Here is a 24,421-nt window from a genome sequence, read left to right as displayed (position 1 = left end):
ACGGTTGTTTTGCCATTACTCGCGCAGGGATCGTGCGGGCCGCAGCACTCCAGGGAAGGAAATGACATGCATCAGCAAGGTTTCAGCCTGATCGAACTGCTCATGGGACTGACAATTGTCGGGATTGTTCTGCAACTGGTCAGCCCGGCGTTCGCTGCATTCACAGAATCGAACCATCGGGAGCAGGCAGCCGAGTCGCTGATCAGCGGGATCCGGCACGCCAGAACCCAGGCCATCACCCTCAACCAGAGCGTGGTCATTCATGGCATCAACGGCGACTGGAGCCAAGGCTGGCGGATCATTCTGGACATCAGCGGCAAAGGGCCGGAGGACAGCAGCAATCCACTGCTAGTGGAGCGCGCGAGCGATGCTCGGACGCCGATTGTCGGTAATTGGTGGGTCAGACGTTTTGTGCGGTTCAGCAATCTAGGGGAACCGCAGATGCCCGAGGGGACATTTCAGGCAGGGAGACTACACATTTGCGCGGCTCGTGAGCCAGTCAGCCACCTCCAGGTTGTACTGGCACGAAGTGGCCGAGTGCGCCTGACCAGCGAAAAGGCTGAGCAGGCGCTGTGTCGAAAGGCGAAAAACGTTAAAGCAACGAACGCACGCGCAATTCTTTAGGCATGGAGAACGTGATGTTCTCCTCGCGGCCGGCCAGTTCATCGGCCCCGGTGGCGCCCCAGGCCTGCAATTGCTGGATCACACCACGCACCAGTACTTCCGGAGCGGAGGCACCGGCCGTGATGCCAATCCGCTCGACACCGTCGAACCAGCTCTTTTGCAGGTCTTCGGCGCCGTCGATCAGATAGGCCGGGGTGGCCATGCGTTCAGCCAGTTCACGCAGGCGATTGGAGTTGGAACTGTTCGGGCTGCCGACCACCAGCACCACGTCGCATTCGTCTGCCAGCTGTTTGACGGCGTCCTGACGGTTTTGCGTGGCGTAGCAGATATCGTCCTTGCGCGGACCGCCGATCGCCGGGAACCGAGTACGCAGGGCGTCGATCACACGACTGGTGTCGTCCATGGACAGGGTGGTCTGGGTGACGAAGGCCAGTTTTTCAGGGTTGTTTACTTGCAACGCGGCGACGTCTTTCTCGTCCTCGACCAGATAGATCGCGCCACCATTGCTGCCATCGTACTGGCCCATGGTGCCTTCGACTTCCGGGTGACCGGCGTGGCCGATGAGGATGCATTCACGGCCGTCGCGGCTGTAGCGCGCGACTTCGATGTGTACCTTGGTCACCAGCGGGCAGGTAGCGTCGAACACCTTCAGGCCACGGCCAGCGGCTTCGGTGCGCACGGCCTGGGAAACGCCATGGGCGCTGAAGATCACGATCACGTCATCCGGCACCTGATCCAGCTCTTCGACGAAGATCGCCCCACGGGCGCGCAGGTCTTCGACGACGAATTTATTGTGGACCACTTCGTGGCGCACGTAGATCGGCGGCCCGAAGACTTCCAGGGCGCGGTTGACGATTTCGATCGCCCGGTCCACACCGGCGCAGAAGCCACGGGGATTGGCGAGTTTGATTTGCATGCTGTGCCTCGTGTCTTGCGCGCAAGAAATAGTAATGCCACCTGCCGTTCGAACACCGGGCTCGAAAACAGTGAAAATCTTAATGTGGGAGCGGGCTTGCTCGCGAAAGCGGTGTGTCAGTCGACATTGATGTTACATGTGATGACGCTTTCGCGAGCAAGCTCGCTCCCACATTGGACCGAATTCGGTCAGTTACAACGCTTTGACGTTGAAGATCTCGACGTCAAAGGTCAAGGTTTTACCGGCCAGCGGGTGGTTGAAGTCGATGGTCACCTGGGCGTCATCGAACTCTTTCACCACACCGGGCAGCTCAGTATTGGCCGCATCGTTGAAGATCACCAGCAAGCCAGGCGACAGTTCCATATCCTTGAACTGCGAGCGCGGGATGATCTGCACATTTTGCGGGTTCGGTTGACCAAAAGCGTTTTCCGGCTCGATGGTCAGGGTGCGTTTGTCGCCGGCCTTGAAGCCGAACAGCGCTGCTTCGAAACCTGGCAACAGGCTGCCGTCGCCAACCTTGAAGGTCGCCGGGGCTTTGTCGAAGGTACTGTCGACGGTGTCGCCGTTCTCCAGACGCAATGCAAAGTGCAAGGTGACTTCCGTGTTCTGGCCAATGCGTTGCTCAGCCAATACCTGTTCAGTCATGAACGGTTTCTCCGGTCTTTTTACTTTTGAACATATCCAGTGCAAGCATCACGGCGCCGACAGAAATTGCACTGTCGGCAAAGTTGAACGCCGGGAAATACCAGCGGTTCTGCCAATGCACCAGAATGAAATCGATCACATGGCCCAAGGCAATGCGGTCGTACAGGTTACCCAACGCGCCACCCAGCACCAGCGCCAAGGCGACTGCCAACCAGGTTTCGTTGCGCCCCAGGCGCTTGAGCCAAACCACCAGCACCGCACTGACCACCACCGCGATCAGGGCGAACAGCCAGCGCTGCCAGCCCGAGCTGTCAGCCAGGAAACTGAACGCCGCGCCGGTGTTGTAGGCCAGGGTCCAGCTGAAGTAATCGGGGATCACCACGATTTGCTGGTACATGCTCAGCGAGCCTTCGAAGTAGAACTTGCTGGCCTGGTCGATGACCAGGACCAGCAAACTCAACCAGAGCCAGCTCAGCCGTCCGAAACGGCCAACGGCGTTAGGCATAGTGACGAACCTCGCCAGCGCCGCTGATGTTGTCTACGCAACGACCGCAGATTTCCGGATGTTCCGGGTTCACGCCGACGTCTTCACGGCAGTGCCAGCAACGGGCGCACTTGGCATGGCTCGACTTGACCACTTTGAGCTTCAGGCCGCCAACTTCGGTGACCACTGCGTCGGCCGGAGCCTGCACAAACGGTGCAACGGCGGCAGTCGAGGTGATCAGTACGAAGCGCAGTTCGTTGCTCAGCTTGGCCAGGTCGGCGCTCAGCGCGTCTTCGGCGAACAGCGTCACTTCGGCTTGCAGGTTGCCACCGACGGCCTTCGCCGCGCGCTGGATTTCCATTTCCTTGTTGACCGCCACCTTCACCGCCATGATCCGCTCCCAGTAGGCGCGGTCCAGTTCGAAGCCTTCCGGCAATTCGGTCAGGCCTTCGTACCAGGTGTTGAGCATCACAGACTCGTTACGCTCGCCCGGCAGGTACTGCCACAGCTCGTCGGCGGTGAACGCCAGGATCGGCGCGATCCAGCGCACCAGCGCTTCGCTGATGTGGTACAGCGCGGTTTGCGCCGAACGACGGGCCTTGCTGTTGGCGCCAGTGGTGTACTGACGGTCCTTGATGATGTCGAGGTAGAAACCGCCCAGCTCCTGCACGCAGAAGTTGTGGATCTTGGAGTAGACGTTCCAGAAGCGGTATTCGCCGTAGTGCTCTTGCAGCTCGCGTTGCAGCAGCAGGGTGCGATCCACGGCCCAACGGTCCAGCGCCAGCATTTCTTCGGCCGGCAGGATGTCGGTGGCCGGGTTGAAACCGGTCAGGTTGGAAAGCAGGAAGCGCGCGGTGTTACGGATGCGCCGGTAGGCGTCCGCACTGCGTTGCAGGATCTGCTCGGAAACCGCCATTTCACCCGAATAGTCGGTAGAAGCGACCCACAGACGCATGATATCGGCGCCTAGAGTGTCATTGACCTTCTGCGGCGCGATGACGTTGCCCAAAGACTTGGACATTTTGCGGCCGGACTCGTCAACGGTGAAACCGTGGGTCAGCAGCTCGCGGTACGGGGCGTGGTCGTCGATGGCGCAACCGGTCAGCAACGACGAGTGGAACCAGCCGCGGTGTTGGTCCGAACCTTCCAGGTACAGATCGGCACGTGGACCGGTCTCGTGACCCATCGAGTGCGAGCCGCGCAGGACGTGCCAGTGCGTGGTGCCCGAGTCGAACCAGACGTCCAGGGTGTCGCTGATCTTGTCGTACTGCGGCGCTTCGTCACCGAGCAACTCGGCGGCGTCCATCTTGAACCAGGCTTCGATGCCTTCGACTTCGACGCGCTGGGCGACGATTTCCATCAATTCGACAGTGCGTGGGTGCAGCTCGCCGCTTTCCTTATTCAGGAAGAACGGGATCGGCACGCCCCAGTTGCGCTGACGGGAGATGCACCAGTCAGGACGGTTGGCGATCATCGAGTGCAGACGCGCCTGGCCCCAGGCCGGAACGAATTTGGTCTCTTCGATGGCTTTGATCGCCCGCTTGCGCAGGGTTTCGCCAGTCGCTGGCTCTTTGTCCATGCCGATGAACCACTGCGCAGTGGCGCGGTAGATCAGCGGGGTCTTGTGACGCCAGCAGTGCATGTAGCTGTGTTCAATGGTTTCGGTGTGCAGCAGCGCGCCGACTTCCGACAGTTTGTCGACGATGGCCGGGTTGGCCTTCCAGATGAACTGGCCGCCGAAGAACTCCAGCGATGTCGCGTACACGCCGTTGCTTTGCACCGGATTGAGGATGTCGTCGTTGACCATGCCATAGGCTTTGCAGGTCACGAAGTCGTCTACGCCGTAGGCTGGCGAGGAGTGAACCACACCGGTGCCCGCGCCCAGCTCGACGTATTCGGCCAGGTAAACCGGCGACAAACGATCGTAGAACGGGTGACGGAAGTTGATCAGTTCCAGTTCTTTACCGGTGGTGGTCGCAATGACCGAACCTTCCAGGCTGTAGCGGGCAAGGCACGACTCGACCAGCTCTTCAGCCAGCACCAGCAGTTTGTCGCCGACGTCGACCAGGGCGTAGTTGAATTCCGGGTGAACGTTCAACGCCTGGTTGGCCGGGATGGTCCACGGGGTGGTGGTCCAGATCACGATCGAGGCGGGTTTGCCCAACGATGGCAGACCGAACGCGGCAGCCAGTTTGGCTTCATCAGCGATCGGGAACGCCACATCGATGGTCGCGGATTTTTTGTTCTCGTACTCGACTTCCGCTTCAGCCAGGGCCGAACCGCAGTCAAAGCACCAGTTCACAGGCTTCAGGCCCTTGAACACGAAGCCACCCTTGACGATTTCCGCCAGGGCGCGGATTTCACCGGCCTCGTTTTTGAAGTCCATGGTCTTGTACGGGTTGGCGAAGTCGCCCAACACGCCCAGACGAATGAATTCGGACTTCTGGCCTTCGATCTGTTCGGTGGCGTAGGCACGGCACAGTTCGCGGGTCTTGTCCGCGCCCAGGTTCTTGCCGTGGGTCACTTCGACTTTGTGCTCGATCGGCAGACCGTGGCAGTCCCAGCCCGGCACATAAGGCGCGTCGAAACCCGACAGGGTTTTCGAACGGATGATCATGTCCTTGAGAATCTTGTTCAGCGCATGACCGATGTGAATCGTGCCGTTGGCGTACGGAGGACCGTCGTGAAGTACGAACTTCGGACGATCCTTGCCAATCTCGCGCAACTTACCGTACAGGCCAATGCTGTCCCAGCGCTGCAGAATCTGCGGTTCGCGCTGAGGCAGGCCGGCCTTCATTGGGAAGGCGGTGTCCGGAAGGTTTAGCGTGGCTTTATAGTCGGTCATTTAAGGCTCTTCATTAGCGATTGGCGCTAGGTGCGACAGGGCACGGGCGGCGGCGACATCCGCATTGATCGCCGTCTTAAGCGCCTCCAGAGAGGCGAAACGCTGCTCTTCACGCAGCTTGTGGTGGAAGACCACCGTCAAACGCCGGTCATACAGATCGCCGGCAAAATCTAAAAGGTGTACTTCGAGGTGGGCTTTGCCATCCCCTTCGACCGTTGGCCGCACGCCGATATTGGCGACGCCTGGCCAGGTCTTGCCGTCGATGTCGACGTTGACCAGGTAAACCCCGCTCAGCGGCACACGACGACGCTTGAGTTGTATGTTGGCGGTCGGCGTACCGAGCTGGCGCGCCAGCTTCTGGCCGTGCAGGACTCGCCCGGCAATCCGGTACGGACGCCCGAGCAGCCGCTCGGCCAAGGCGAAATCGGCAGCGGCCAGCGCATTACGCACCTGAGTGCTACTGACACGAATGCCGTCCAGCTCGACGGTCTGCGCCGCTTCGACGGTAAACCCCTGAAGGACGCCGGCCTGTTGCAGAAAATCGAAATCCCCTAGCCGATCACAGCCAAAACGGAAATCGTCACCGACTTCCAGATGCTGCACGCCGAGGCCGTCCACCAGAATGGTATCGACGAATTCGCTCGCGCTGAGCTTGCTCAGGCGCTGATTGAAAGCCAGGCACAGCACCCGATCGACGCCTTCTTCGGCCAGCAACTGCAGTTTGTCCCGCAGGCGGGCCAGACGGGCCGGGGCGGTGTCCGGGGCGAAGAATTCTCGCGGCTGCGGCTCGAAAATCACCACGCAGCTGGGCACGCCCAACTCGAGCGCACGTTCACGCAGCCGGACCAGGATAGCCTGGTGACCACGGTGAACACCGTCAAAGTTGCCAATAGTGGCGACACAGCCCCGATGCTGGGGGCGCAGGTTGTGGAGGCCTCGAACCAGCTGCATAACGCGCTTCTTGCTCATAAAGTGGTCGATTATAACCACACCCGGCGGCCGACGACAGGCAACACCGTAACCCAAAGTGATCGAGCCGACAAAACCGCCGGCCCGCCCGTGTTTATCGAGACATAAGCCTCAGTTCAAGGCCTTGCGATTGAAGTCGCGCAAACGGAAGCCCATCAACAGCAACATGCCGAAATAGACCACCACGCCGGCGATCACCAATGCGCCCAGACGCAGCAAACGCTCCAGCATATGCCCTTCCCCCCAGGCGGGCATAAAGTGCATTGCGCCCAGCAATACCGCGGACATTACCGCCACCGCCACCAGCAGTTTGAGCCCGAACTTCGCCCAGCCCGGTTGCGGTTGATACATCTGCTGCTTGCGCAGCTGATAAAACAACAGCCCGGCATTGATGCAGGCACCCGCACTGATGGCCAAGGCCAGACCAGCGTGAGCCAACGGACCGATCAGCACCAGGTTGAACAGCTGAGTGACGATGAGGGTGAAAATCGCGATTTTTACCGGGGTGCGGATGTTTTGTTGCGCATAAAAGCCCGGCGCCAGCACTTTGATCACGATAATCCCCAGCAAGCCGACGGAATAAGCAATCAACGCGCGCTGGGTCATGGCCGCATCGAAAGCGCTGAACTGACCGTACTGGAACAGCGAAACCGTCAGCGGCTCAGACAGAATCCCCAGCGCCAGGGCGCACGGCAACACCAGCATGAAGCACAGACGCAGCCCCCAATCGAGGATCCGCGAGTATTCGTGGCGATCCTGGCTGGCATAGGTCCTGGCTAGCGTCGGCAGCAGAATCGTGCCCAGCGCTACACCCAGCACACCGGACGGCAATTCCATCAGGCGATCGGCGTAATACATCCAGGAAACGGAACCCGCCACCAGAAACGAAGCAAATATGGTGTTGATGATCAGCGAAATCTGACTCACCGAAACGCCGATGATCGCTGGCAGCATCTGTTTCATGACCCGCCAGACGCCGCTATCGCGCAGATTCAGGCGCGGCAGCACCAGCATGCCGATTTTCTTCAGGTGCGGCAGCTGAAACAGCAATTGCGCCAGACCGCCCACCAGAACGGCCCAGCCCAGCGCCATTACCGGCGGATCGAAATACGGCGTCAGGAACACGGCAAAGATGATCATGCTGACATTGAGCAGGGTCGGCACGAAGGCTGGCACCGAGAAGCGGTTCCAGGTATTGAGGATCGCTCCGGCCAATGAAGACAGGGAGATCAGCAATATATAAGGAAAAGTGACCCGCAGCAGATCGGTGGTCAGCTCGAATTTTTCCGGGGTAGTGACGAAACCCGGTGCCGTTGCCCAGATCACCCATGGCGCGGCGAGCATGCCCAGCGCAGTGACCAGCGCCAGAACCAGCGTCAGCAGGCCCGAGACATAAGCAATGAAGGTTCGCGTCGCCTCCTCGCCCTGCTGGCTTTTGTATTCGGCGAGAATCGGCACGAAAGCTTGCGAAAATGCTCCCTCGGCGAAGATCCGCCTCAGCAGATTGGGCAGTTTGAAGGCGATAAAGAAGGCGTCGGTCGCCATTCCCGCACCAAATGCGCGAGCGATAAGGGTGTCGCGAACAAACCCCAAAACCCGGGAGAGCATCGTGATAGAGCTGACAGCGGCCAACGATTTGAGCAGATTCATTGAAAGAGTTTTTGCCTGTCGATAAACAGCAGGCGAACAACGCGCCCACTTATGCGATACTCCGCGCCGCAACAGCACAGAGCCAAAGCTCGCGAGTTTACAGGTCGCACGCCGGAAAGAAATATCCCGACGTTCTATACCTGCCACTTAGCGGATCGTCTCAACCGCCCTTGACAAGACATCAACTCATCGGCATGATTCGCGGCCTATTTTGTTTGCTATTTCCTAAAAAGTCTTTCGAGGAGCTCGACGGTGGCCAACACACCTTCCGCCAAAAAACGTGCAAAACAGGCTGAGAAGCGTCGCAGCCACAACGCCAGCCTGCGTTCCATGGTTCGTACCTACATCAAGAATGTAGTTAAAGCCATTGACGCAAAAGACGCTGAAAAAGCTCAAGCTGCTTACGTTCTGGCTGTGCCAGTTATCGACCGTATGGCCGATAAAGGCATCATCCACAAGAACAAAGCTGCTCGTCATAAGAGCCGCCTGAATGGCCACGTAAAGGCCCTGAACGTTGCCGCTGCTGCCTAAGCGACACGCTCATTAAAAAAACCGACCTCAGGGTCGGTTTTTTATTGCCTGCGATTTGGCAAACGCCACACAAAAAAATGTGGGAGCGGGCTTGCTCGCGAAGGCGTCGCAACAGTCAGCACAGGCGCTGAATGCCAGTCAGTCTTCGCGAGCAAGCCCGCTCCCACATTTGGATCTTCGCTAGCTTATTGAGCGTGCGCCCACGGCAGAATCGGAATCGCCGTCACCGCATTCTGCGGACTGCCCTCGATCAAACGATCGCTATAAACCAGGTACACCAGCGTATTACGCTTCTTGTCGAGGAATCGCACCACCTGCATGGTCTTGAACACCAAGGACGTGCGCTCCTTGAACACCTCCTCGCCATCCTTGAGCTCACCTTTGAAGTTGATCGGCCCGACCTGACGACACGCAATAGATGCTTCTGCGCGATCCTCGGCCAGACCCAACCCACCCTTTACGCCGCCGGTCTTGGCGCGCGACAGGTAGCAAGTCACGCCATCCACTTTCGGATCATCAAACGCCTCGACAACGATACGGTCGTTCGGGCCAACAAATTTGAACACCGTCGACACTTGGCCAATTTCATCGGCCGAGGCCAGCAGCGGCATCGCCAACAACAAGCCCAATAATCCTTTTGCCACACGCATTCAGGTATTCCTTCAGACCAGAATCAGGTTATCGCGGTGAACCAGTTCCGGTTCAGCCATGTAACCCAACAGACCGACAATCGCCTCAGACGACTGACCGATGATTTTTTGTGCTTCCAGAGCACTGTAATTGGCCAGGCCACGGGCGATTTCACGACCGTCCGGCGCCACGCAGACCACCATTTCGCCACGACGGAAACTGCCCTGGACAAGTTTGACGCCCACCGGCAGCAAACTTTTGTTGCCCTGGGACAATGCCGTCACCGCACCTGCATCCAGCACCAGCGTGCCACGGGTTTGCAGATGCCCGGCCAGCCACTGCTTGCGCGCCGCCAGCATGCCGCGCTCAGGTGACAACAAGGTACCGATGCGCTCGCCCGCCTTGAGACGATCCAGCACTCGCTCGATGCGCCCACCGACAATGATGGTGTGCGCACCGGAACGCGCCGCCAGACGCGCAGCGCGCAACTTGGTCTGCATACCGCCACGACCCAGCGCACCGCCCGTGCTGCCAGCCACCGCATCCAGCGCCGGGTCATCGGCACGCGCCTCGTAAATCAGCTTGGCGTCGGGATTGTTGCGCGGATCGGCATCGAACATGCCATCGCGATCGGTGAGGATCACCAGCAAATCGGCTTCGACCAGGTTCGCCACCAGCGCCGCCAACGTGTCGTTGTCGCCGAAACGGATTTCATCAGTGACCACGGTGTCGTTCTCGTTGATCACCGGGATCACCTTGAGCTCGACCAGCGCGCGCAGCGTACTGCGAGCGTTCAGGTAGCGCTTGCGGTCGGACAAATCGTCGTGCGTCAGGAGAATCTGCGCGGTGTGCCGACCATGCTCGGCAAAGCTCGACTCCCAGGCCTGCACCAACCCCATCTGACCGATGGCGGCAGCGGCCTGCAACTCGTGCATTGCACTGGGTCGTACAGTCCAACCCAGACGGCTCATACCCGCCGCCACTGCCCCGGAGGACACCAGCACCAGCTCAACACCCGCCTCGTGCAGGGCAACCATCTGCTCAACCCAGACACCCATTGCCGCGCGATCCAGGCCCTTGCCGTCCGCCGTCAGCAAAGCGCTGCCGATCTTCACGACCCAACGCTGCGCACCTGTCACCTTGCTCCGCATCATCTTCAACCTTAGCTTGAGGACAGCACGACCCAGCGCTGCCCGTAACGTTATTCGTGACTACCGATTTCCAGATACTAAAACGCCGCTCCAGTGAGCGGCGTTTAAGTTTATCGCAACGAATCAGTCACGCACGTAAATGATTTCCGGACCGTCTTCGTCATCCACATCTTCTTCGTCCCAATCATCGTCACCGATGTCATGGACCGACTTCACGCCACTGCGACGCAGGGCACGCTGATCATCCAGCGCCTGCAACTGAGCGCGCGCCTCATCTTCGATGCGCTGATCGAGTTCGGCCAACTCTTCCTTGTAGGCCGGATCGTTAGCCAGACGATCGGCACGATCTTCCAGGTAACGCATGATGTCATGACAAAGACGCTCAGTGCCTTGCTTGGCGATCGCGGAGATCACGTAGACCGGACCGGTCCACTCCAGACGATCAACGATTTCCTTGACGCGAGCGTCGTGCTCTTCTTCAAGGATCTGGTCGCACTTGTTCAGCACCAGCCAGCGATCACGCTCAGCCAGGGACGGGCTGAACTTGGTCAGCTCGCTGACGATCACTTCAGCAGCATCCGGAGCACTGGTGTCATCCAGCGGCGCCATGTCGACAAGGTGCAGCAGCAGACGGGTACGCGACAAGTGCTTGAGGAAACGAATCCCCAGGCCCGCGCCCTCGGAAGCACCTTCGATCAGGCCCGGAATGTCCGCCACCACGAAGCTCTTCCAGCGATCGACGCTGACCACACCCAGGTTCGGCACCAAGGTAGTGAACGGATAATCGGCGACTTTCGGCTTGGCGGCCGATACCGAGCGAATAAAGGTACTTTTGCCGGCGTTCGGCAAACCAAGCAGACCGACGTCCGCCAACACCTTCATTTCCAGCTTCAGGTCGCGCTGCTCACCCGGCTTGCCCGGCGTGGTCTGGCGCGGCGCCCGGTTGGTGCTGGATTTGAAACGAGTGTTACCCAGACCGTGCCAGCCGCCATGAGCCACCAGCAGACGCTGGCCGGCCTTGGTCAGGTCGCCGATCACTTCCTGAGTCGCGGAATCGATGACGGTAGTACCGACCGGAACGCGCAGCACCAGCTCCTCACCTTTCTTGCCGGTGCAGTCAGTGCTGCCACCGTTGGAACCGCGCTCGGCATCGAAGTGCCGGGTGTAACGGTAGTCCACCAGGGTGTTAAGGTTTTCGTCGGCGACCATGTAGACCGAGCCACCATCACCACCATCACCGCCGTTCGGGCCGCCGTTTTCAATGAATTTTTCGCGACGGAAGCTCATGCAACCGTTGCCGCCGTCCCCGGCCTTTACTCGAATCGATACTTCATCAACAAACTTCATAACAAAACGCCTCTCGCCATACGGACGAGCCGAAAAAACCTAGACATAAGACTCTTGCAAAAATGAGCGCAGCGACCTCAATCAACGACCGCCAATACAGCGCTGGAGCCCATCACAAACAGCTTTGCAAGAGACTCACCCCACAAACGAAAAAGCCCCGTCGCAAGACAGGGCTTTTCCAGCAACTACGTAATTATGCCGCGACGACGTCAGTCTTCGGGACAATGCTTACGTAACGACGACCGAAGGCGCCTTTTACTTCGAACTTGATCACGCCGTCGATTTTAGCGAACAGAGTGTGATCTTTGCCCATGCCAACGCCGTAGCCAGCGTGGAATTGGGTGCCGCGCTGACGCACGATGATGTTGCCCGGAATGATAACCTGGCCGCCATACATCTTCACGCCAAGGCGTTTGGCTTCTGAGTCGCGACCGTTACGGGTACTACCACCAGCTTTTTTGTGTGCCATGAGTTCAATTCTCCTAGTGAGGAATTAGGCTGAAATTAAGCCTGAATACCGGTGATTTTGATCTCGGTGTACCACTGGCGGTGGCCCATACGCTTCATGTGGTGCTTACGGCGACGGAACTTGATGATGCGGACTTTATCGTGACGACCTTGGGAGATCACTTCAGCCACAACGGTAGCGCCAGGAACAACTGGAGCGCCGATATTCACGTCGTCGCCATTGGCAACCAACAGAACGCGATCAAAAGTAACGGATTCGCCGGTAGCGATTTCCAGTTTTTCGATCTTCAGGTATTCACCTGGAGCAACTTTGTACTGCTTGCCACCAGTAACGATTACTGCATAAGACATGGTATTTCTCCGATAATCCTGCTCACCCAGCTCTTTATAAGAAGAGGTATTGGCTGGCATGGCTGCATAAGGCTGGAAGGCCTTTTTGCAATTGCGTAAGGCAGGTGCTGCCCAGGAAGTTCAGGGTGCGCGATTGTACGCAAGCTGCCGGGGCGATGCAAGAGGCTGTCCATCGTGCCTTGACAGGCCCGGACGTGGGTCCTAGCATGCCGCGCAACCCTTCTGGAGCAACTGTCGCTGATGCAACCCCAAGCTTTCTACCGCGCGGTGGCGGACGATTTTAGCGCCGTCGACGGCATCATCAAGAAACAGCTGACTTCCCGAGTGCCGCTGGTATCGAAAATCGGCGACTACATTACCTCGGCTGGCGGTAAACGCCTGCGCCCGTTGCTCGTGCTGCTGTGCGGCAAGGCACTCGGCCGCGAAGGCGATGACCTGCGCCTGTTGGCCGCGACCATCGAGTTCCTGCACACCGCCACCCTGCTGCACGACGACGTCGTCGATATGTCCGGCATGCGCCGAGGCCGCTCGACCGCCAACGCCATGTGGGGCAACGCACCGAGCGTGCTGGTGGGCGACTTCCTGTATTCGCGTTCTTTCGAAATGATGGTCGAACTGGGCTCCATGCCGGTGATGAAAATCCTTTCGCAAGCCACGCGCATCATCGCCGAAGGCGAAGTGTTGCAGCTGTCGAAGGTCCGCGACGCCAGCACCACCGAAGAAACCTACATGGAAGTCATCCGCGGCAAAACCGCGATGCTCTTCGAAGCCTCGACCCACAGTGCCGCCGCTCTGGCCGGTGCCTCGCCGGAACAGAGCGAAGCACTGCGCACCTTCGGCGATCACCTGGGGGTAGCCTTCCAATTGGTCGACGACCTGCTGGATTACCGTGGCGACGCCGAAACCCTGGGCAAGAACGTCGGCGACGATCTGGCCGAAGGTAAACCGACTCTGCCGCTGATCTACACCATGCGCGAAGGCACTCCGGAGCAGGCCGCACTGGTTCGTCAGGCGATCCAGAAAGGTGGCATCGAAGACCTGGAAAGCATTCGCGAAGCCGTTGAAGCTTCCGGCTCGCTGGACTACACCGCGCAACTGGCCCGCGACTACGTGGCCCGTGCGATCAAGTGCCTCGACGCCCTGCCCGCCAGCGAATACCGCGATGCGTTGGTGGAATTGAGCGAGTTTGCGGTCGCCCGTACGCACTGACATTCACGGCAAGATCAAAAGATCGCAGCCTTCGGCAGCTCCTACAGGTGTATACAAAACCCCGTAGGAGCTGCCGAAGGCTGCGATCTTTTGCTGTCAGCCCCCTCCTGCAACAAAACCCTATATAATGTGCGCTTTTTAGCCATCCTGAATCCAAGGAGCTTTAGTGAGCACGTTGCCACCCTGCCCGAAATGCAATTCCGAATACACCTATGAAGACGGCGCACAGCTGATCTGCCCGGAGTGCGCCCACGAGTGGTCCGCCAGTGGCGAAGCCGAAGTGGCCTCCGATGACACCGTGAAAAAGGATTCGGTCGGCAATGTCCTGCAGGACGGCGATACCATCACCGTGATCAAGGACCTCAAGGTCAAAGGCACGTCGCTGGTGGTCAAGGTCGGTACCAAGGTCAAGAACATCCGCCTGTGCGATGGCGACCACGACATCGACTGCAAGATCGATGGCATCGGCCCGATGAAACTCAAATCCGAGTTCGTCAGAAAAGTCTGAATCTGCTGTATTCCATCCCGCGCCCGGCGTGGGATGGTGCTTCGCCCTTCCCCGCATCACCCAGCGTTCCCGCGCAGTAGCCAAACGCCAGTCGTTTTGATGCTCAGCAATTTCCCTGCAGAAAAAAACACAAACCGCCAATAGACCCTTGCTATTTGATGAATAAGAATTATTCTCATTGAAACCCATCAATGGAGATGAGACCCATGACTTATTTGATCGATGCCTGGCTGGACCGCCCACACCCCTACCTCAGGATCCTGCATCGGGAAACCGGGGAAGTCTGTGCGGTGCTTGAAGAAGAAGCCTTGAACGAGCTACAGGATCAGGGTGATCTGGACGTCAACGGCCTGAGTTCCAGCGAGCCGGTGGTGCTCAAGGAGCTGGTGCGCAATCTGTTTCTGTTCTGCTATGCCCGGGCATTGCGCCCGACCAGCGATCTGAACCATAAGATCGAACTATGAGACAACGTAAAAAGCTGTGGGAGCGAGCCTGCTCGCTCCCACATTAGCCCGTCATAACGACAGACCGGGCATTACAGAACGTCGAGCAGTTCGACGTCGAATACCAGTACGCTGTGCGGCGGAATGCTGCCAACGCCTTGAGCGCCGTAAGCCAGTTCGCTCGGCACGTACAGACGCCATTTGCTGCCGGCATTCATCAGTTGCAGGGCTTCGGTCCAGCCAGCGATGACGCCGCCAACCGGGAATTCTGCAGGCTGACCGCGATCGTAGGAGCTGTCGAACACAGTGCCGTCGATCAGGGTGCCGTGGTAGTGAGTGCGCACTTGATCTTCACGGGTTGGCTTGGCGCCTTTACCTTGAGTCAGCACTTCGAATTGCAGGCCGGAAGCCAGCGTGGTGATGCCTTCGCGCTTGGCGTTTTCAGCCAGGAAAGCCAGACCTTCGCCCGCAGCGGCTTCAGCCTTGGCTGCAGCTTCGGCTTGCATGATTTCGCGGATCACCTTGAAGCTGGCAGACATTTCTTCCTGACCCACACGGCTTGGCTTGCCGGCGAACGCGTCGGTCAGACCAGCCAGGATCGCGTCCAGGCTAACGCCCGGTGGCGGGTTGTCACGCAGCTGGTCGCCCAACTGACGGCCAATGCCGTAGCTGACGCGGGTTTCGTCGGTGGACAGATTTACTTCGGACATGACACTGCTCCGCTGTGCGGACGGCCCTGGAACTTGCCGTGCGTGCACAGCGCGTCCCGGAACGCGCCCGGAATCAAAAGGGCGAGCAGACTAGCACAGATGCCGTCGTTGATGAGCGGCGCCAGCGCTGTCACACAGAACGGAAGGTGATCGGTACTTTCAGGCTTTCCTCGGTGCTGGCACCGCACATTTCGTCATGGACCGACGCATGCATAACGTTGAACGACAACTTGGGAAAGGCATGAAGCATGTCACGCGCATGCTCGACCGAGCGCAGATGCATTATTTCGCCGTGGGTATCGCGCAATGGATACGCCGAACCATGCATACGAGCCTCCAGCACGTAGATCACGCCATCTACCGAGATCAGGTTCAGCTCATCGACCTTTCCGGCGATGGCATACGCATTCAACTCTTGCAGGTTCATGAACGCACCTCACGCAGTGGCGAGCCAGGATCTCTACATGGATAGGCCTCGACGGGCCAAAGTACAAGCTACAAACAACACCGCCCGTCTGTTTTGGCAATTCTGTGGGAGCGTGGCTTGCCCGCGATGACATCACCTCGGTCTGACAATAAACCGCAGTGATGCCATCGCGGGCAAGCCACGCGCCCACAAGGATCAGTCGATCAGTGCTTGGTCAGCTTGTCCAGATAACCCATGGCAAACGCCGACACCACGAAGGTCATGTGGATGACCACGTACCACTTCAAATGCTCGGGATCGACGTTCTTGGCGTCCATGAAGATCCGTAGCAAGTGGATGGACGAAATCGCCACGATGGACGCCGCGACCTTCATCTTCAACGAAGACGAATCCATGGTGCCCAGCCAGTTGAGCTTTTCCTTGCTGTCGTCGATATCCAGCTGAGAAACGAAGTTCTCGTAACCGGAGATCATCACCATCACCAACAAGCCGCCCACCAGCGCCATGTCGATCAGCGACAGCAGGACCAGAATCAGATCCGACTCGGCCATCGAGAACACGTTAGGAATGACGTGGAAGACTTCCTGGAAGAATTTCAGTGCCAACGCCAGCAAGCCCAGGGACAAACCGAAATAGATCGGCGCCAGTAACCAGCGGGAGGCGTACATTGCATTTTCGATAAAGCGTTCCATTGAATCTCACACAAGGGGCTGGAAATGGCGGCGAGTATAACAGCCACCTGTTACACCCAGAAACCGCCGGAAAATCCGCAACCTGCGTGTGTGTGACAAAGTTTTTCTGCTAGTGTCCAGATCATTGAACGGTCAGCGACGTCGGACAGGAAAACTGGAAATGGATGTGCGATTGCCTTTAACGAGTGCCGGACTTTGCCTCACGTTGTTGCTGGGTGGTTGTTCACCCAGCGATGAGAAACGTCAGGTCAGCCTCGAAGAAAAGATCGCACAGTTCGAACAGTCCCTGGAGACGATCGAGGATCCAAAACTCAAGGATGCCGTGGCTGAGCTAGGCGGTTCGCTGTTATTACTCGAGCGCGCGCAACTGAAGCTCGACACCAAACCAGTAGTCACCGAATACGGCGAAGACGCTCTCGCCGTGCTCAAGCACTACCCCACGCCCCAGGCGCTGGTCGACACCTACATCAACGGCCTGTTCGTGCTGCACAAGGAGTCCAGCTCGGATTACCTGACCGACCTGCAGCCGGTATTCCCCTTCAACTTCAACATTCCTGGCGCGTTCCTTTTTCCTCATGGCCTGGAATGGCAATCGGTGACCCTGAGTAACAAGCGCGTCATCCCGTTCCAGCCGGAATGGTCGGAAACCGATCCCGGCATTCAGCTGAGCCCGTCGAGCTCCAACCTGACCAACCCCGATGATTTGACGGTGACCTACCCCTTCATCGAAGGCCTGGATGTGGATAAGAAGAGCCAGCCACAACCGGTGAGCCTGCAAGGCAAGGTGGAAGTCATCGCCCCACGCAGGCTCTACAGCTTCGACCTGACGAAAAAGGACGTCGGCCAGACTCGCACTAACGACAATCTCAGTGTCACCTTATTGAAATTGGACAATAACTACGCCGAAATCGAATTCAATAACAGCGCACCGCTGGCCCCCGAGATACGTGACATATCACTCAACCCATTGATCGTTCAGGCCAGGGACGCCACCGGGCAATTCATCTCTCGCTCAGGGGCGATCAACGAAACCGCCGCGCAAATTGCGTTTTATCAAAAACAACTGACACAGATGCAACAGCAGAAGGCCTGGAGCGAAGCGTTCGAAAAACAGCTTGATGACGAGCAGCGCGCGTTCGAAAAGCAACAAACCCGGCATTACACCAAGGTCTACTTCAACGGGCCGATCGACACCGTCGAAGTCAGCCTGCTGGACTTCTCGGCGGTCACGGTGACCCACAAGGACCTGAACCTGCCGATACGCCGCTTCGACCCGCACACCACGGAAAAAACCATCCAGCCACTGACCTTGCCGGTGGTGGTGTATGACGACCAGGCCGCGACCTGGCTCAAAGGCGCAACGCTGGGCGAGGAACAACTGAAAAAAAGCATCAGCATCAGTCAGTCGGTGGATGACCCGAGTGCCGCGCGCATCGAATTCGATCACCCCAGAAGCTTCAATGACGAACTGCTCGGCACCTCTTTCAATCCCGGCGAAAGCCCGGTGACGTTCTTCACCCAAGATCGCAATGGTCAGCGCGACGGGCCGATAGAGCTGCCGCCGGAGGCGTATCAGGTCGATCCGATACGCGGCGCCATCACCTATGATCTGAACCTGTTTCCGGAAACACCGGCCTACGCCGTGGGCTCTATGCCGCAGTTCCTGGCGACTGTCGACCAGCAATCGTACGACGCCCGCCAATTGCCCAAAGGCCTTGAGCTCAAAGGGAATGCGTTGGTGGTGGATTTGAAGCTGTTTCCAGCCCAGGACTGGCGTTTTTTCGCCAAGGACGACAGTGGCAACTATTTGAAAGAGATTCTTTCGGTCAGTCACGACGCCAGCGCGCAAGGCCCGGCGTTATTTGCAGTGCATTACCTCTATGGCCAGCCCACACGTCTGGAAACTTATCAGCGAACCAACCTCACCACTGTGCAATATGGGTTTGAGGTCAAACTCGACAAGGCTGAGTCAGGCAACCTTGATCAATAGTCTGTTCAGTGCTCGGGACGAAACTCGGGACCGCTAAGGTTGCGATAACGACCGCCATTGATCTCTCGCAATTGGGCTTGCAGATGCAGACACCAGATTTGCGGGTCGTCGGCCAGCTCGTAGCCATGCAAGGTCAGACTTTCAACAATAGTGTCGAGGATCGATTCAGCCACGACAGGCCCACGGAACGGGCCTTGGGCTTTGATGGCAGAAGGCTGCTCGCCGGCCATTCCGGCGGCGAAGAGTAAGGTCCACATGCCCGTATCTCCCGCCAGCGGGCGGATAGCACATTCGATACGGGTCACAAGACCCAGGCATTGACGGGTGAGGCAGAGGTTGCGCGACATGGCGGCGACCCTCGGTAGATCCGGTCTTCAGCCTCCACGGGAAGGCTGTCTCGATCCAGTGATTACTGTCGATATCCTTGAGCAGATAATAGAAGAAAAGTCTGGTTCGCACGCGAACCAAGACCAGAAGGTGCCGAGTGGTCACTGTGTGAATATTGACGCCATTTTGACGGCGCTTTTTTATTTTGCATTGAACACAAAACCCTGTGGGAGCGGGCTTGCTCGCGAAGGCGGCATAACAGTCGACATTGATGTTGAATGTTAGTCAGTCTTCGCGAGCAAGCCCGCTCCCACATGAGGGGGGCGTCAGGCCGGTTTGATTTCCAGCATTGCTTCCTGCGCCAACTCCTTTTCGGCTTCCTTGAGGTCTTCCTCGCTGATCATTTCCGCGATCACCCGCAAGCGTTCCACTACCCGCGCATTGATGCTGCCTTCAGGGAATTCGCCATTCTCATTCGGCGCACCGGCCGGCTCGCCGACCAACAGGCTCAGGGCCTCGTCGGCCTGGCGCACTGCGTAGACATGGAACTGCCCCGCCCGCACCGCCGCCAGTACCTTCTCGTCGAGCATTAGCGTGGCGACGTTGGCCTGAGGAATGATCGCCCCTTGCTCCCCCGTCAGACCACGGGCTTCGCAGAGTCGGAAGAAACCTTCGATCTTCTCGTTGACCCCACCTACCGCCTGCACTTCACCGAACTGATTGATCGAACCGGTAATCGCAAAGCACTGCTTGAGCGGGGTTTTCGACAAGGCCGAGATCAGCGTGCACGCCTCACCCAGAGACGCGCTGTCACCGTCGACATAACCGTAGGACTGCTCCAGGGCGATGCTCGCGGAAATCGCCAACGGGAATTCCTGTGCATAACGGCTGCCCAGATACCCGGTGAGGATCATCACGCCTTTGGAGTGGATCGGCTGGCCGAGGTTGACCTCGCGCTCGATGTCGACGATGCCGCTGCCGCCCGGATAAACCGTAGCGGAAATCCGCGCCGGCACGCCGAAAGCCGAATCGCCGACTTCCAATACTGTCAGCCCGTTGCACTTGCCGACAGCTGCGCCATCGGTGTCGATCAGAATGATTCCGGCCAGCATGTCATCGAGAATCCGCGCCGAAACGCGCCCGGTACGGGTCGCCTTGGCTTTGAGCGCACGCTCGATGTGCCCGGCGTCGGTCATCTCGTCACCCGCCAGATCGCGAATGAAATCCGCCTCGCTGACCAGTTGGAACAGATCGCCGATCCGCGCCGACAAACGTCCCTGATGTTCAGCCAGACGCGCGCTGTAAGTTGCCAGACGCGCCACCGCATCGGCGGTCAGCGGCGCCATGCCTTCCTCGGATGTACGGGTTTTGAGCAACTGGGCGAACTGCTCCAGGCTCTCGTCGACCATCGGGATGTCTTCGTCGAAATCCACCAGGACACGGAACATCTCCTGGAAGTCTGGATCGAGGTCTTGCAACGTGTAGTAGAGCTGCCGGGCACCGATGATGACGACTTTGACCTGCAACGGAATGTGTTGCGGTGTCAGCGTCACAGTGGCCAGACGGCCCAACTCACCCAGCGGCGATTCCATTTTCAGCTTGCGCGATTGCAAGGCGCGCTTGAGCGCATCCCACACGAACGGCTCACTGAGCATTTTTTCCGCTTCGAGGATCAGGAAACCGCCGTTGGCCCGGTGCAACGCACCCGGTCGCAGCTGTCGATAGGTGGTGTAGAGCGCGCCCTGATCGGTGCTGTATTCGATGCGGCCGAACAGGTTGTCGTAGGTCGGGTGCGGCTCGAACACCACGGGCGCGCCGCCGTTGGCCGGATGACCGACCACCAGACTCGGGGCGTATTGCTCTTCGAGCATTTTACGGGCGATGGCGTCGGTCTTGCCGTCGTCCACCAGTTGCTCGACCACCGTCTTGAGCAGGTACACCTGCATCGCTTGCAGGTAACCGCAAACGCCTGCGTTTTCCGCGTACTTTTCCGACAGCGGAGCGAGCAATGGCTGCAAGGCCAGGGTGATGGTTTCTTCGTTGAGCTGACGCAGTTGATTGCTCGACTCGCGCTTCCATTGCGGCAGGCTGGCGAGTTCTTCGTTCAGCCGCTCTTCCAGCCCGGAAATGTCGTCATGAAAGCGTTCGCGCTCGGCTTCCGGCAACTGGGCGAACTCAGCCTCATCCAGTGCCTTGCCTTCGCTCATCGGCGTGAAAGCGATGTTGCTGCTGTCGCGGTAGAGCGCGACCTCTTTCTCCAGCGCCAGACGCTCGATCACATCCAGTGCACGGTCATAACGCTGGTTGAAAGCGCGGTCGATGGCGCTTTTCTTCTGCTGATAGGACGGGTGCTCGAACACGGCCGGAAAGGTTGCCAGCAGGTTGTCGATCAAACCATTGATGTCACCGATGAAAGCACCGGCGGTGCCCGACGGCAACTCTAACGCACGAGGCTCGCGCGGTTCATCGAAATTATTGACGTAGACCCAGTCCGCCGGGGTTTGCAGGCGTTTGCCCTCGGCCTTGAGGTAGCGTTTGACGAACGAAAACCGGCCAGTGCCGGGCTCACCCATGACAAATACGTTGTAACCGGGGCGTGGCATGGCCACACCGAACTGCAAGGCTTCGACCGCGCGTTCCTGGCCAAGCACACCGCGGAAGGGCTCCAGATCATTGGTGGTAGAGAAGCTGAACTGTTCAGCGGAAAACGGACGGGTCAGCGCTTCAGGCGCTAGACGCAAGCTGGCAGCAACAGGATCAGGCATCGGGCTTCCTTACATCAGGCGGGGCAGATAGCGGCATTCTGGCGCTGCCCGTACCTCACTGGCAAGGCGCGCCTCAAGCCAAAGCTCAGACAAACCCTCCGCCTGGGGCCGAGCCGCTCAAAATCAGGGTTTTTCAACGAATGTTTCGCAAAAAGTAACGGAACCCCCGGAACGTGCCTAAACTCCAAACTGCGCGGCTGGAACGAATAACCGGCCCACTGGCACCATTAGGGGCCAGCACCCTGTCCATTGGTATGCACACAAAGAGAACATAGCTATGAAACGGATTCTTCTCGGTACTCTCTTCACCGCTGTATCCATCAACGCCATGGCACAGGCGCCAGGCGGTCCGGACTGCGGTTGGGGCAACATGCTGTTCGAAGGTCAGCGTGGCACCCCGGCACACTTCCTGGCATCCACCACCAACGGCACTTCCGGTAACGCAACATTCGGTATGACCTCCGGCACCAACGGTTGCTCGACCAATGCGTCGCTGACCTATGGCGGCAAATCCTGGATCGCCATGAATGGCATGATGAATGAGCTGTCCGAAGACATGGCGAAAGGTCAGGGCGAAGCGCTGACCACTTACGCCGTGGTACTGGGCGTGGCGCCGGAAGACCGTGCGCACTTCGCCGCTGTGACTCATCAGCACTTCCAGCAGATCTTCAGCAAAGCTGACGTGACCGCTGATGACGTGCATACCAACACCCTGGCCGTGCTGAAAAGCGACCCTCGTCTGGCCAAGTACGCTACTCAAGCTTAAGCTCGACCGGCCCGCTCTCTTTGGGGAGCGGGTTTTATTTTTTGAACCTGGCCCTTTTGGCCTGCCCCTTTGGGTCTTTGTTTCTTTCGGCTTAAGTTGCTCACTATGTTCAAACGCCTTGCCTGGCTGGCGCTCTGTGTCTGCGCCCCGCTGTCCGCCGCGCCACATATCGACAATCAACGTTTGCAGCAACTGGCCAACGACCCCTTCTGGATTTCCCTGGGGCATTACGAAACCGCCAAGCTCGGTGGCTGGCGCAGCTATGTCAGCGACAAGAAATTCTTTCTCGCCCCCGATGGCAACGAACACCCCGACCGCGAACTGGCGGCGACCGTGCAGGCACTGTATGCCCCGGCCAGTGCCGGCGAGCAGCATGCCCAATGCGTCTATCCAGCCCGCACCCGCTGGCTCAAGGCGCAACTTGAGCTGAGCGATCTGCCGACACCGGACTGTGCCGAGTTCAAGCAATGGTTCAAGGATGTTTCGCCCCACAGCGCGGTGATGATTTTCCCGGCGGCTTACCTGAACAGCCCATCGTCGATGTTTGGCCACACCTTGCTGCGTATCGATCAGGCCAATGTGCAGAGCGACAAGACGTCGCTGCTCAGTTACGCGATCAACTTCGGCGCCTACATCGAAGGTTCGGACAACAGCATTCTGTACGCCTGGAAAGGCTTGATGGGCGGCTATCCAGGGTTGTTCGCACTGGTGCCGTATCAGGAAAAACTCTCGGAATACCGCAGCCTCGAGAACCGCGACCTGTGGGAATACCGCCTGAACCTGACCCAGCAGGAAACTGAACGCATGGTCGAACACGTCTGGGAACTCAAGCAGATCCAGTTCGACTACTTCTTCTTCGACGAAAACTGCTCCTACCGCCTGCTTGAACTGCTGCAAGTGGCGCGGCCGAACCTGCAGCTGACCGAGCAATTCCCGTTGACCGCTATCCCTACCGACACGGTCAAAGCGGTGAAAGAAGCCGGGTTGGTGGAGTCGATCGAGTATCGCCCGTCCCGTGAGCGTGAACTGCTCAGCCGTGCCGAGCCATTAACCTCCGAAGAGCAGGAGTGGGTGCTGAAAGTCAGCGCCGATCAGAAGCAATTGCAGACCCCGGCGTTCAAGGCTCTACCTCGCGACCGTCAGGCGTTGATCATCGATGGGGCTTATCGTCTGGAGCGTTATCGCGCCAACGGTCAGGAGCGTGACCCGCAACGGGCCCAACGCAGTTTCGAATTGCTGCGCGCAATCAATCAAAATCCGCCCCCGGAGCTGGAAATTTCACAACCCGGCTTGCCCGAGGACGGTCACGAATCGCGCACCTGGCAGGCTGGCATCGGCACCCGGGGCGATCGCGCCTTCGGCGATTATGGCCTGCGCATGGCCTATCACGACCTCAATGACAACATGGAAAGCTTCCCCCTCGGCGCGCAGATCGAAATTCTGCAGATAAAGCTGCGCCAATACGAAGGCAATGACTGGCAGTTACAGCAACTGGACCTGGCGACCATCCGCTCGCTGACGCCTCGCAATGAGTTGTTGCAGCCGCTGTCATGGCAAGTCACCGGCGGCCTGGAGCGCGTACCGGGCAAGCATGATGACGAAACCCTGGTCAGCCATGTCAACGGCGGTGGCGGCGGGACCTGGCAACTGGGTGAGGACATGCTCGGTTTCGCCTTGGGCACCGTGCGTGTGGAGCATAACAACGACTTCGCGGCCTTCGTCGCCCCGGCGGCGGGCTTCAACAGCGGCCTGCTGTGGAAAAACCCGCTGGGCAATTTCAGCCTGGAAGCCAAGGGTGATTACTTCACCAACGGCGAAGTGCGCCGCAGCGTGAGCCTGAATCAGCAGTGGGAACTGTCGCGCAATCTGGGTGTGCGCCTGAGTGCTCAACGGGAATTCAGCCACCTGGCTTCGCCCGAAAACGAAGTGATGCTTGAGGTGAAGTGGTATCACTATTGACGCAAATCCCTTGT

24 protein-coding genes are annotated in these 24,421 nt (G+C 58.6%); 8 read left to right on the top strand and 16 right to left on the bottom strand.

Going from position 1 to position 24,421, the window contains the following annotated elements:
* Nucleotides 1–66: 66 nt before the first annotated feature.
* The gene (locus tag KVG95_RS27545; RefSeq protein ID WP_217858695.1) at nucleotides 67–624 is read left to right on the top strand and encodes a GspH/FimT family pseudopilin; all 558 of its coding nucleotides are present in this window, start codon (nucleotides 67–69) and stop codon (nucleotides 622–624) included.
* On the opposite strand, the gene ispH is transcribed toward KVG95_RS27545, so the two are convergent.
* The 6 genes from ispH to murJ all read right to left on the bottom strand — a co-directional run bounded on the left by ispH (nucleotide 593) and on the right by murJ (nucleotide 8,133).
* The gene (ispH, locus tag KVG95_RS27540) at nucleotides 593–1,540 is read right to left on the bottom strand and encodes a 4-hydroxy-3-methylbut-2-enyl diphosphate reductase (protein WP_033054296.1); all 948 of its coding nucleotides are present in this window, start codon (nucleotides 1,538–1,540) and stop codon (nucleotides 593–595) included. The two genes, KVG95_RS27545 and ispH, sit on opposite strands and share 32 nt — an antisense overlap.
* 192 nt (nucleotides 1,541–1,732) lie before the next feature.
* On the bottom strand, nucleotides 1,733–2,170 hold the full coding sequence (gene fkpB, locus KVG95_RS27535) for an FKBP-type peptidyl-prolyl cis-trans isomerase (protein WP_176466970.1): 438 nt from the start codon (nucleotides 2,168–2,170) through the stop codon (nucleotides 1,733–1,735).
* A 7-nt stretch (nucleotides 2,171–2,177) separates the two neighbouring features.
* Nucleotides 2,178–2,690 carry a signal peptidase II gene (lspA, locus tag KVG95_RS27530; RefSeq protein WP_007901890.1) on the bottom strand — a complete coding sequence of 171 codons (513 nt, stop codon included), beginning with the start codon at nucleotides 2,688–2,690 and terminating at the stop codon, nucleotides 2,178–2,180.
* Nucleotides 2,683–5,514, bottom strand: coding sequence for an isoleucine--tRNA ligase (ileS, locus tag KVG95_RS27525; protein WP_217858647.1), 2,832 nt, complete (start codon nucleotides 5,512–5,514; stop codon nucleotides 2,683–2,685). Before ileS ends, lspA begins: the two co-directional genes overlap by 8 nt.
* Nucleotides 5,515–6,465 (bottom strand): bifunctional riboflavin kinase/FAD synthetase, encoded by a 951-nt coding sequence (ribF, locus tag KVG95_RS27520; protein ID WP_052967592.1) that lies wholly within the window; start codon nucleotides 6,463–6,465, stop codon nucleotides 5,515–5,517. It lies immediately after the preceding gene.
* Nucleotides 6,466–6,594: 129 nt separating this feature from the next.
* Nucleotides 6,595–8,133, bottom strand: a complete 1,539-nt coding sequence (gene murJ, locus KVG95_RS27515; RefSeq protein ID WP_217858646.1) for a murein biosynthesis integral membrane protein MurJ — start codon at nucleotides 8,131–8,133, stop codon at nucleotides 6,595–6,597.
* 252 nt (nucleotides 8,134–8,385) lie between these two features.
* Between murJ and rpsT the strand changes: the two genes are divergently transcribed.
* Complete coding sequence (rpsT, locus tag KVG95_RS27510) at nucleotides 8,386–8,664, top strand: 30S ribosomal protein S20 (RefSeq protein WP_003185593.1); 279 nt, start codon at nucleotides 8,386–8,388, stop codon at nucleotides 8,662–8,664.
* A gap of 185 nt (nucleotides 8,665–8,849) precedes the next feature.
* Here rpsT and KVG95_RS27505 read toward each other — a convergent pair whose 3' ends face one another.
* The 5 genes from KVG95_RS27505 to rplU all read right to left on the bottom strand — a co-directional run bounded on the left by KVG95_RS27505 (nucleotide 8,850) and on the right by rplU (nucleotide 12,611).
* Nucleotides 8,850–9,314 carry a CreA family protein gene (locus tag KVG95_RS27505; protein ID WP_008068400.1) on the bottom strand — a complete coding sequence of 155 codons (465 nt, stop codon included), beginning with the start codon at nucleotides 9,312–9,314 and terminating at the stop codon, nucleotides 8,850–8,852.
* A gap of 12 nt (nucleotides 9,315–9,326) precedes the next feature.
* On the bottom strand, nucleotides 9,327–10,445 hold the full coding sequence (gene proB, locus KVG95_RS27500) for a glutamate 5-kinase (RefSeq protein ID WP_038981484.1): 1,119 nt from the start codon (nucleotides 10,443–10,445) through the stop codon (nucleotides 9,327–9,329).
* A gap of 123 nt (nucleotides 10,446–10,568) precedes the next feature.
* Complete coding sequence (cgtA, locus tag KVG95_RS27495) at nucleotides 10,569–11,792, bottom strand: Obg family GTPase CgtA (RefSeq protein ID WP_052967586.1); 1,224 nt, start codon at nucleotides 11,790–11,792, stop codon at nucleotides 10,569–10,571.
* A 193-nt stretch (nucleotides 11,793–11,985) separates the two neighbouring features.
* Nucleotides 11,986–12,261 carry a 50S ribosomal protein L27 gene (gene rpmA, locus KVG95_RS27490; protein WP_007901871.1) on the bottom strand — a complete coding sequence of 92 codons (276 nt, stop codon included), beginning with the start codon at nucleotides 12,259–12,261 and terminating at the stop codon, nucleotides 11,986–11,988.
* A gap of 35 nt (nucleotides 12,262–12,296) precedes the next feature.
* A complete protein-coding gene (rplU, locus tag KVG95_RS27485) occupies nucleotides 12,297–12,611 on the bottom strand; it encodes a 50S ribosomal protein L21 (RefSeq protein ID WP_007901869.1) in 315 nt (104 codons plus the stop codon).
* 240 nt (nucleotides 12,612–12,851) lie between these two features.
* Here rplU and KVG95_RS27480 point away from each other — a divergent pair, with 240 nt between their 5' ends.
* The 3 genes from KVG95_RS27480 to KVG95_RS27470 all read left to right on the top strand — a co-directional run bounded on the left by KVG95_RS27480 (nucleotide 12,852) and on the right by KVG95_RS27470 (nucleotide 14,792).
* On the top strand, nucleotides 12,852–13,820 hold the full coding sequence (locus tag KVG95_RS27480; RefSeq protein WP_030129461.1) for a polyprenyl synthetase family protein: 969 nt from the start codon (nucleotides 12,852–12,854) through the stop codon (nucleotides 13,818–13,820).
* 166 nt (nucleotides 13,821–13,986) lie between these two features.
* Nucleotides 13,987–14,328 (top strand): zinc ribbon domain-containing protein YjdM, encoded by a 342-nt coding sequence (locus KVG95_RS27475; protein ID WP_007901863.1) that lies wholly within the window; start codon nucleotides 13,987–13,989, stop codon nucleotides 14,326–14,328.
* Nucleotides 14,329–14,534: 206 nt separating this feature from the next.
* Entirely contained in the window at nucleotides 14,535–14,792 is a 258-nt protein-coding gene (locus KVG95_RS27470) for a PA4570 family protein (protein ID WP_095632313.1), read from the top strand.
* 71 nt (nucleotides 14,793–14,863) lie between these two features.
* On the opposite strand, the gene bamJ is transcribed toward KVG95_RS27470, so the two are convergent.
* From bamJ to KVG95_RS27455, 3 genes are all read right to left on the bottom strand, one after another.
* Nucleotides 14,864–15,481, bottom strand: a complete 618-nt coding sequence (bamJ, locus tag KVG95_RS27465; protein WP_217858645.1) for a BamJ family beta-barrel-assembly machinery protein — start codon at nucleotides 15,479–15,481, stop codon at nucleotides 14,864–14,866.
* A 130-nt stretch (nucleotides 15,482–15,611) separates the two neighbouring features.
* Nucleotides 15,612–15,908, bottom strand: a complete 297-nt coding sequence (locus tag KVG95_RS27460; protein WP_052967582.1) for a DUF6482 family protein — start codon at nucleotides 15,906–15,908, stop codon at nucleotides 15,612–15,614.
* Nucleotides 15,909–16,111: 203 nt separating this feature from the next.
* Nucleotides 16,112–16,600, bottom strand: coding sequence for a TIGR00645 family protein (locus tag KVG95_RS27455; protein WP_007901849.1), 489 nt, complete (start codon nucleotides 16,598–16,600; stop codon nucleotides 16,112–16,114).
* A 160-nt stretch (nucleotides 16,601–16,760) separates the two neighbouring features.
* Between KVG95_RS27455 and KVG95_RS27450 the strand changes: the two genes are divergently transcribed.
* Nucleotides 16,761–18,590, top strand: coding sequence for a hypothetical protein (locus KVG95_RS27450; protein ID WP_217858644.1), 1,830 nt, complete (start codon nucleotides 16,761–16,763; stop codon nucleotides 18,588–18,590).
* Nucleotides 18,591–18,595: 5 nt separating this feature from the next.
* On the opposite strand, the gene KVG95_RS27445 is transcribed toward KVG95_RS27450, so the two are convergent.
* Together KVG95_RS27445 and KVG95_RS27440 are read right to left on the bottom strand one after the other, a co-directional pair.
* Nucleotides 18,596–18,937, bottom strand: coding sequence for a PA4575 family protein (locus KVG95_RS27445; protein ID WP_007901845.1), 342 nt, complete (start codon nucleotides 18,935–18,937; stop codon nucleotides 18,596–18,598).
* A 306-nt stretch (nucleotides 18,938–19,243) separates the two neighbouring features.
* Entirely contained in the window at nucleotides 19,244–21,682 is a 2,439-nt protein-coding gene (locus tag KVG95_RS27440) for a Lon protease family protein (RefSeq protein ID WP_217858643.1), read from the bottom strand.
* 277 nt (nucleotides 21,683–21,959) lie between these two features.
* On the opposite strand from KVG95_RS27440, the gene KVG95_RS27435 reads away from it, so the two are divergent.
* A complete protein-coding gene (locus KVG95_RS27435) occupies nucleotides 21,960–22,448 on the top strand; it encodes a DUF3015 domain-containing protein (protein ID WP_007901840.1) in 489 nt (162 codons plus the stop codon).
* Between the two features lie 105 nt (nucleotides 22,449–22,553).
* A complete protein-coding gene (locus tag KVG95_RS27430; RefSeq protein ID WP_217858642.1) occupies nucleotides 22,554–24,407 on the top strand; it encodes an Lnb N-terminal periplasmic domain-containing protein in 1,854 nt (617 codons plus the stop codon).
* The last annotated feature ends 14 nt before the right edge of the window (nucleotides 24,408–24,421 follow it).

Source organism: Pseudomonas farris, assembly GCF_019145235.1.
GTDB lineage: Bacteria > Pseudomonadota > Gammaproteobacteria > Pseudomonadales > Pseudomonadaceae > Aquipseudomonas > Aquipseudomonas farris.
The sequence above is the reverse complement of the archived record's forward strand: the minus strand, read 5'-3'. Positions and strand labels throughout refer to the sequence as shown.

Excerpts from the sequence above, each read along its gene's own strand:
- KVG95_RS27545 (WP_217858695.1), top strand. The coding sequence starts at position 67 with ATGCATCAGCAAGGTTTCAGCCTGATCGAACTGCTCATGGGACTGACA.
- ispH (WP_033054296.1), bottom strand. The coding sequence starts at position 1,540 with ATGCAAATCAAACTCGCCAATCCCCGTGGCTTCTGCGCCGGTGTGGAC.
- lspA (WP_007901890.1), bottom strand. The coding sequence starts at position 2,690 with ATGCCTAACGCCGTTGGCCGTTTCGGACGGCTGAGCTGGCTCTGGTTG.
- ileS (WP_217858647.1), bottom strand. The coding sequence starts at position 5,514 with ATGACCGACTATAAAGCCACGCTAAACCTTCCGGACACCGCCTTCCCA.
- ribF (WP_052967592.1), bottom strand. The coding sequence starts at position 6,465 with ATGCAGCTGGTTCGAGGCCTCCACAACCTGCGCCCCCAGCATCGGGGC.
- murJ (WP_217858646.1), bottom strand. The coding sequence starts at position 8,133 with ATGAATCTGCTCAAATCGTTGGCCGCTGTCAGCTCTATCACGATGCTC.
- KVG95_RS27505 (WP_008068400.1), bottom strand. The coding sequence starts at position 9,314 with ATGCGTGTGGCAAAAGGATTATTGGGCTTGTTGTTGGCGATGCCGCTG.
- proB (WP_038981484.1), bottom strand. The coding sequence starts at position 10,445 with ATGCGGAGCAAGGTGACAGGTGCGCAGCGTTGGGTCGTGAAGATCGGC.
- cgtA (WP_052967586.1), bottom strand. The coding sequence starts at position 11,792 with ATGAAGTTTGTTGATGAAGTATCGATTCGAGTAAAGGCCGGGGACGGC.
- rpmA (WP_007901871.1), bottom strand. The coding sequence starts at position 12,261 with ATGGCACACAAAAAAGCTGGTGGTAGTACCCGTAACGGTCGCGACTCA.
- rplU (WP_007901869.1), bottom strand. The coding sequence starts at position 12,611 with ATGTCTTATGCAGTAATCGTTACTGGTGGCAAGCAGTACAAAGTTGCT.
- KVG95_RS27480 (WP_030129461.1), top strand. The coding sequence starts at position 12,852 with ATGCAACCCCAAGCTTTCTACCGCGCGGTGGCGGACGATTTTAGCGCC.
- KVG95_RS27470 (WP_095632313.1), top strand. The coding sequence starts at position 14,535 with ATGACTTATTTGATCGATGCCTGGCTGGACCGCCCACACCCCTACCTC.
- bamJ (WP_217858645.1), bottom strand. The coding sequence starts at position 15,481 with ATGTCCGAAGTAAATCTGTCCACCGACGAAACCCGCGTCAGCTACGGC.
- KVG95_RS27460 (WP_052967582.1), bottom strand. The coding sequence starts at position 15,908 with ATGAACCTGCAAGAGTTGAATGCGTATGCCATCGCCGGAAAGGTCGAT.
- KVG95_RS27455 (WP_007901849.1), bottom strand. The coding sequence starts at position 16,600 with ATGGAACGCTTTATCGAAAATGCAATGTACGCCTCCCGCTGGTTACTG.
- KVG95_RS27450 (WP_217858644.1), top strand. The coding sequence starts at position 16,761 with ATGGATGTGCGATTGCCTTTAACGAGTGCCGGACTTTGCCTCACGTTG.
- KVG95_RS27445 (WP_007901845.1), bottom strand. The coding sequence starts at position 18,937 with ATGTCGCGCAACCTCTGCCTCACCCGTCAATGCCTGGGTCTTGTGACC.
- KVG95_RS27440 (WP_217858643.1), bottom strand. The coding sequence starts at position 21,682 with ATGCCTGATCCTGTTGCTGCCAGCTTGCGTCTAGCGCCTGAAGCGCTG.
- KVG95_RS27435 (WP_007901840.1), top strand. The coding sequence starts at position 21,960 with ATGAAACGGATTCTTCTCGGTACTCTCTTCACCGCTGTATCCATCAAC.
- KVG95_RS27430 (WP_217858642.1), top strand. The coding sequence starts at position 22,554 with ATGTTCAAACGCCTTGCCTGGCTGGCGCTCTGTGTCTGCGCCCCGCTG.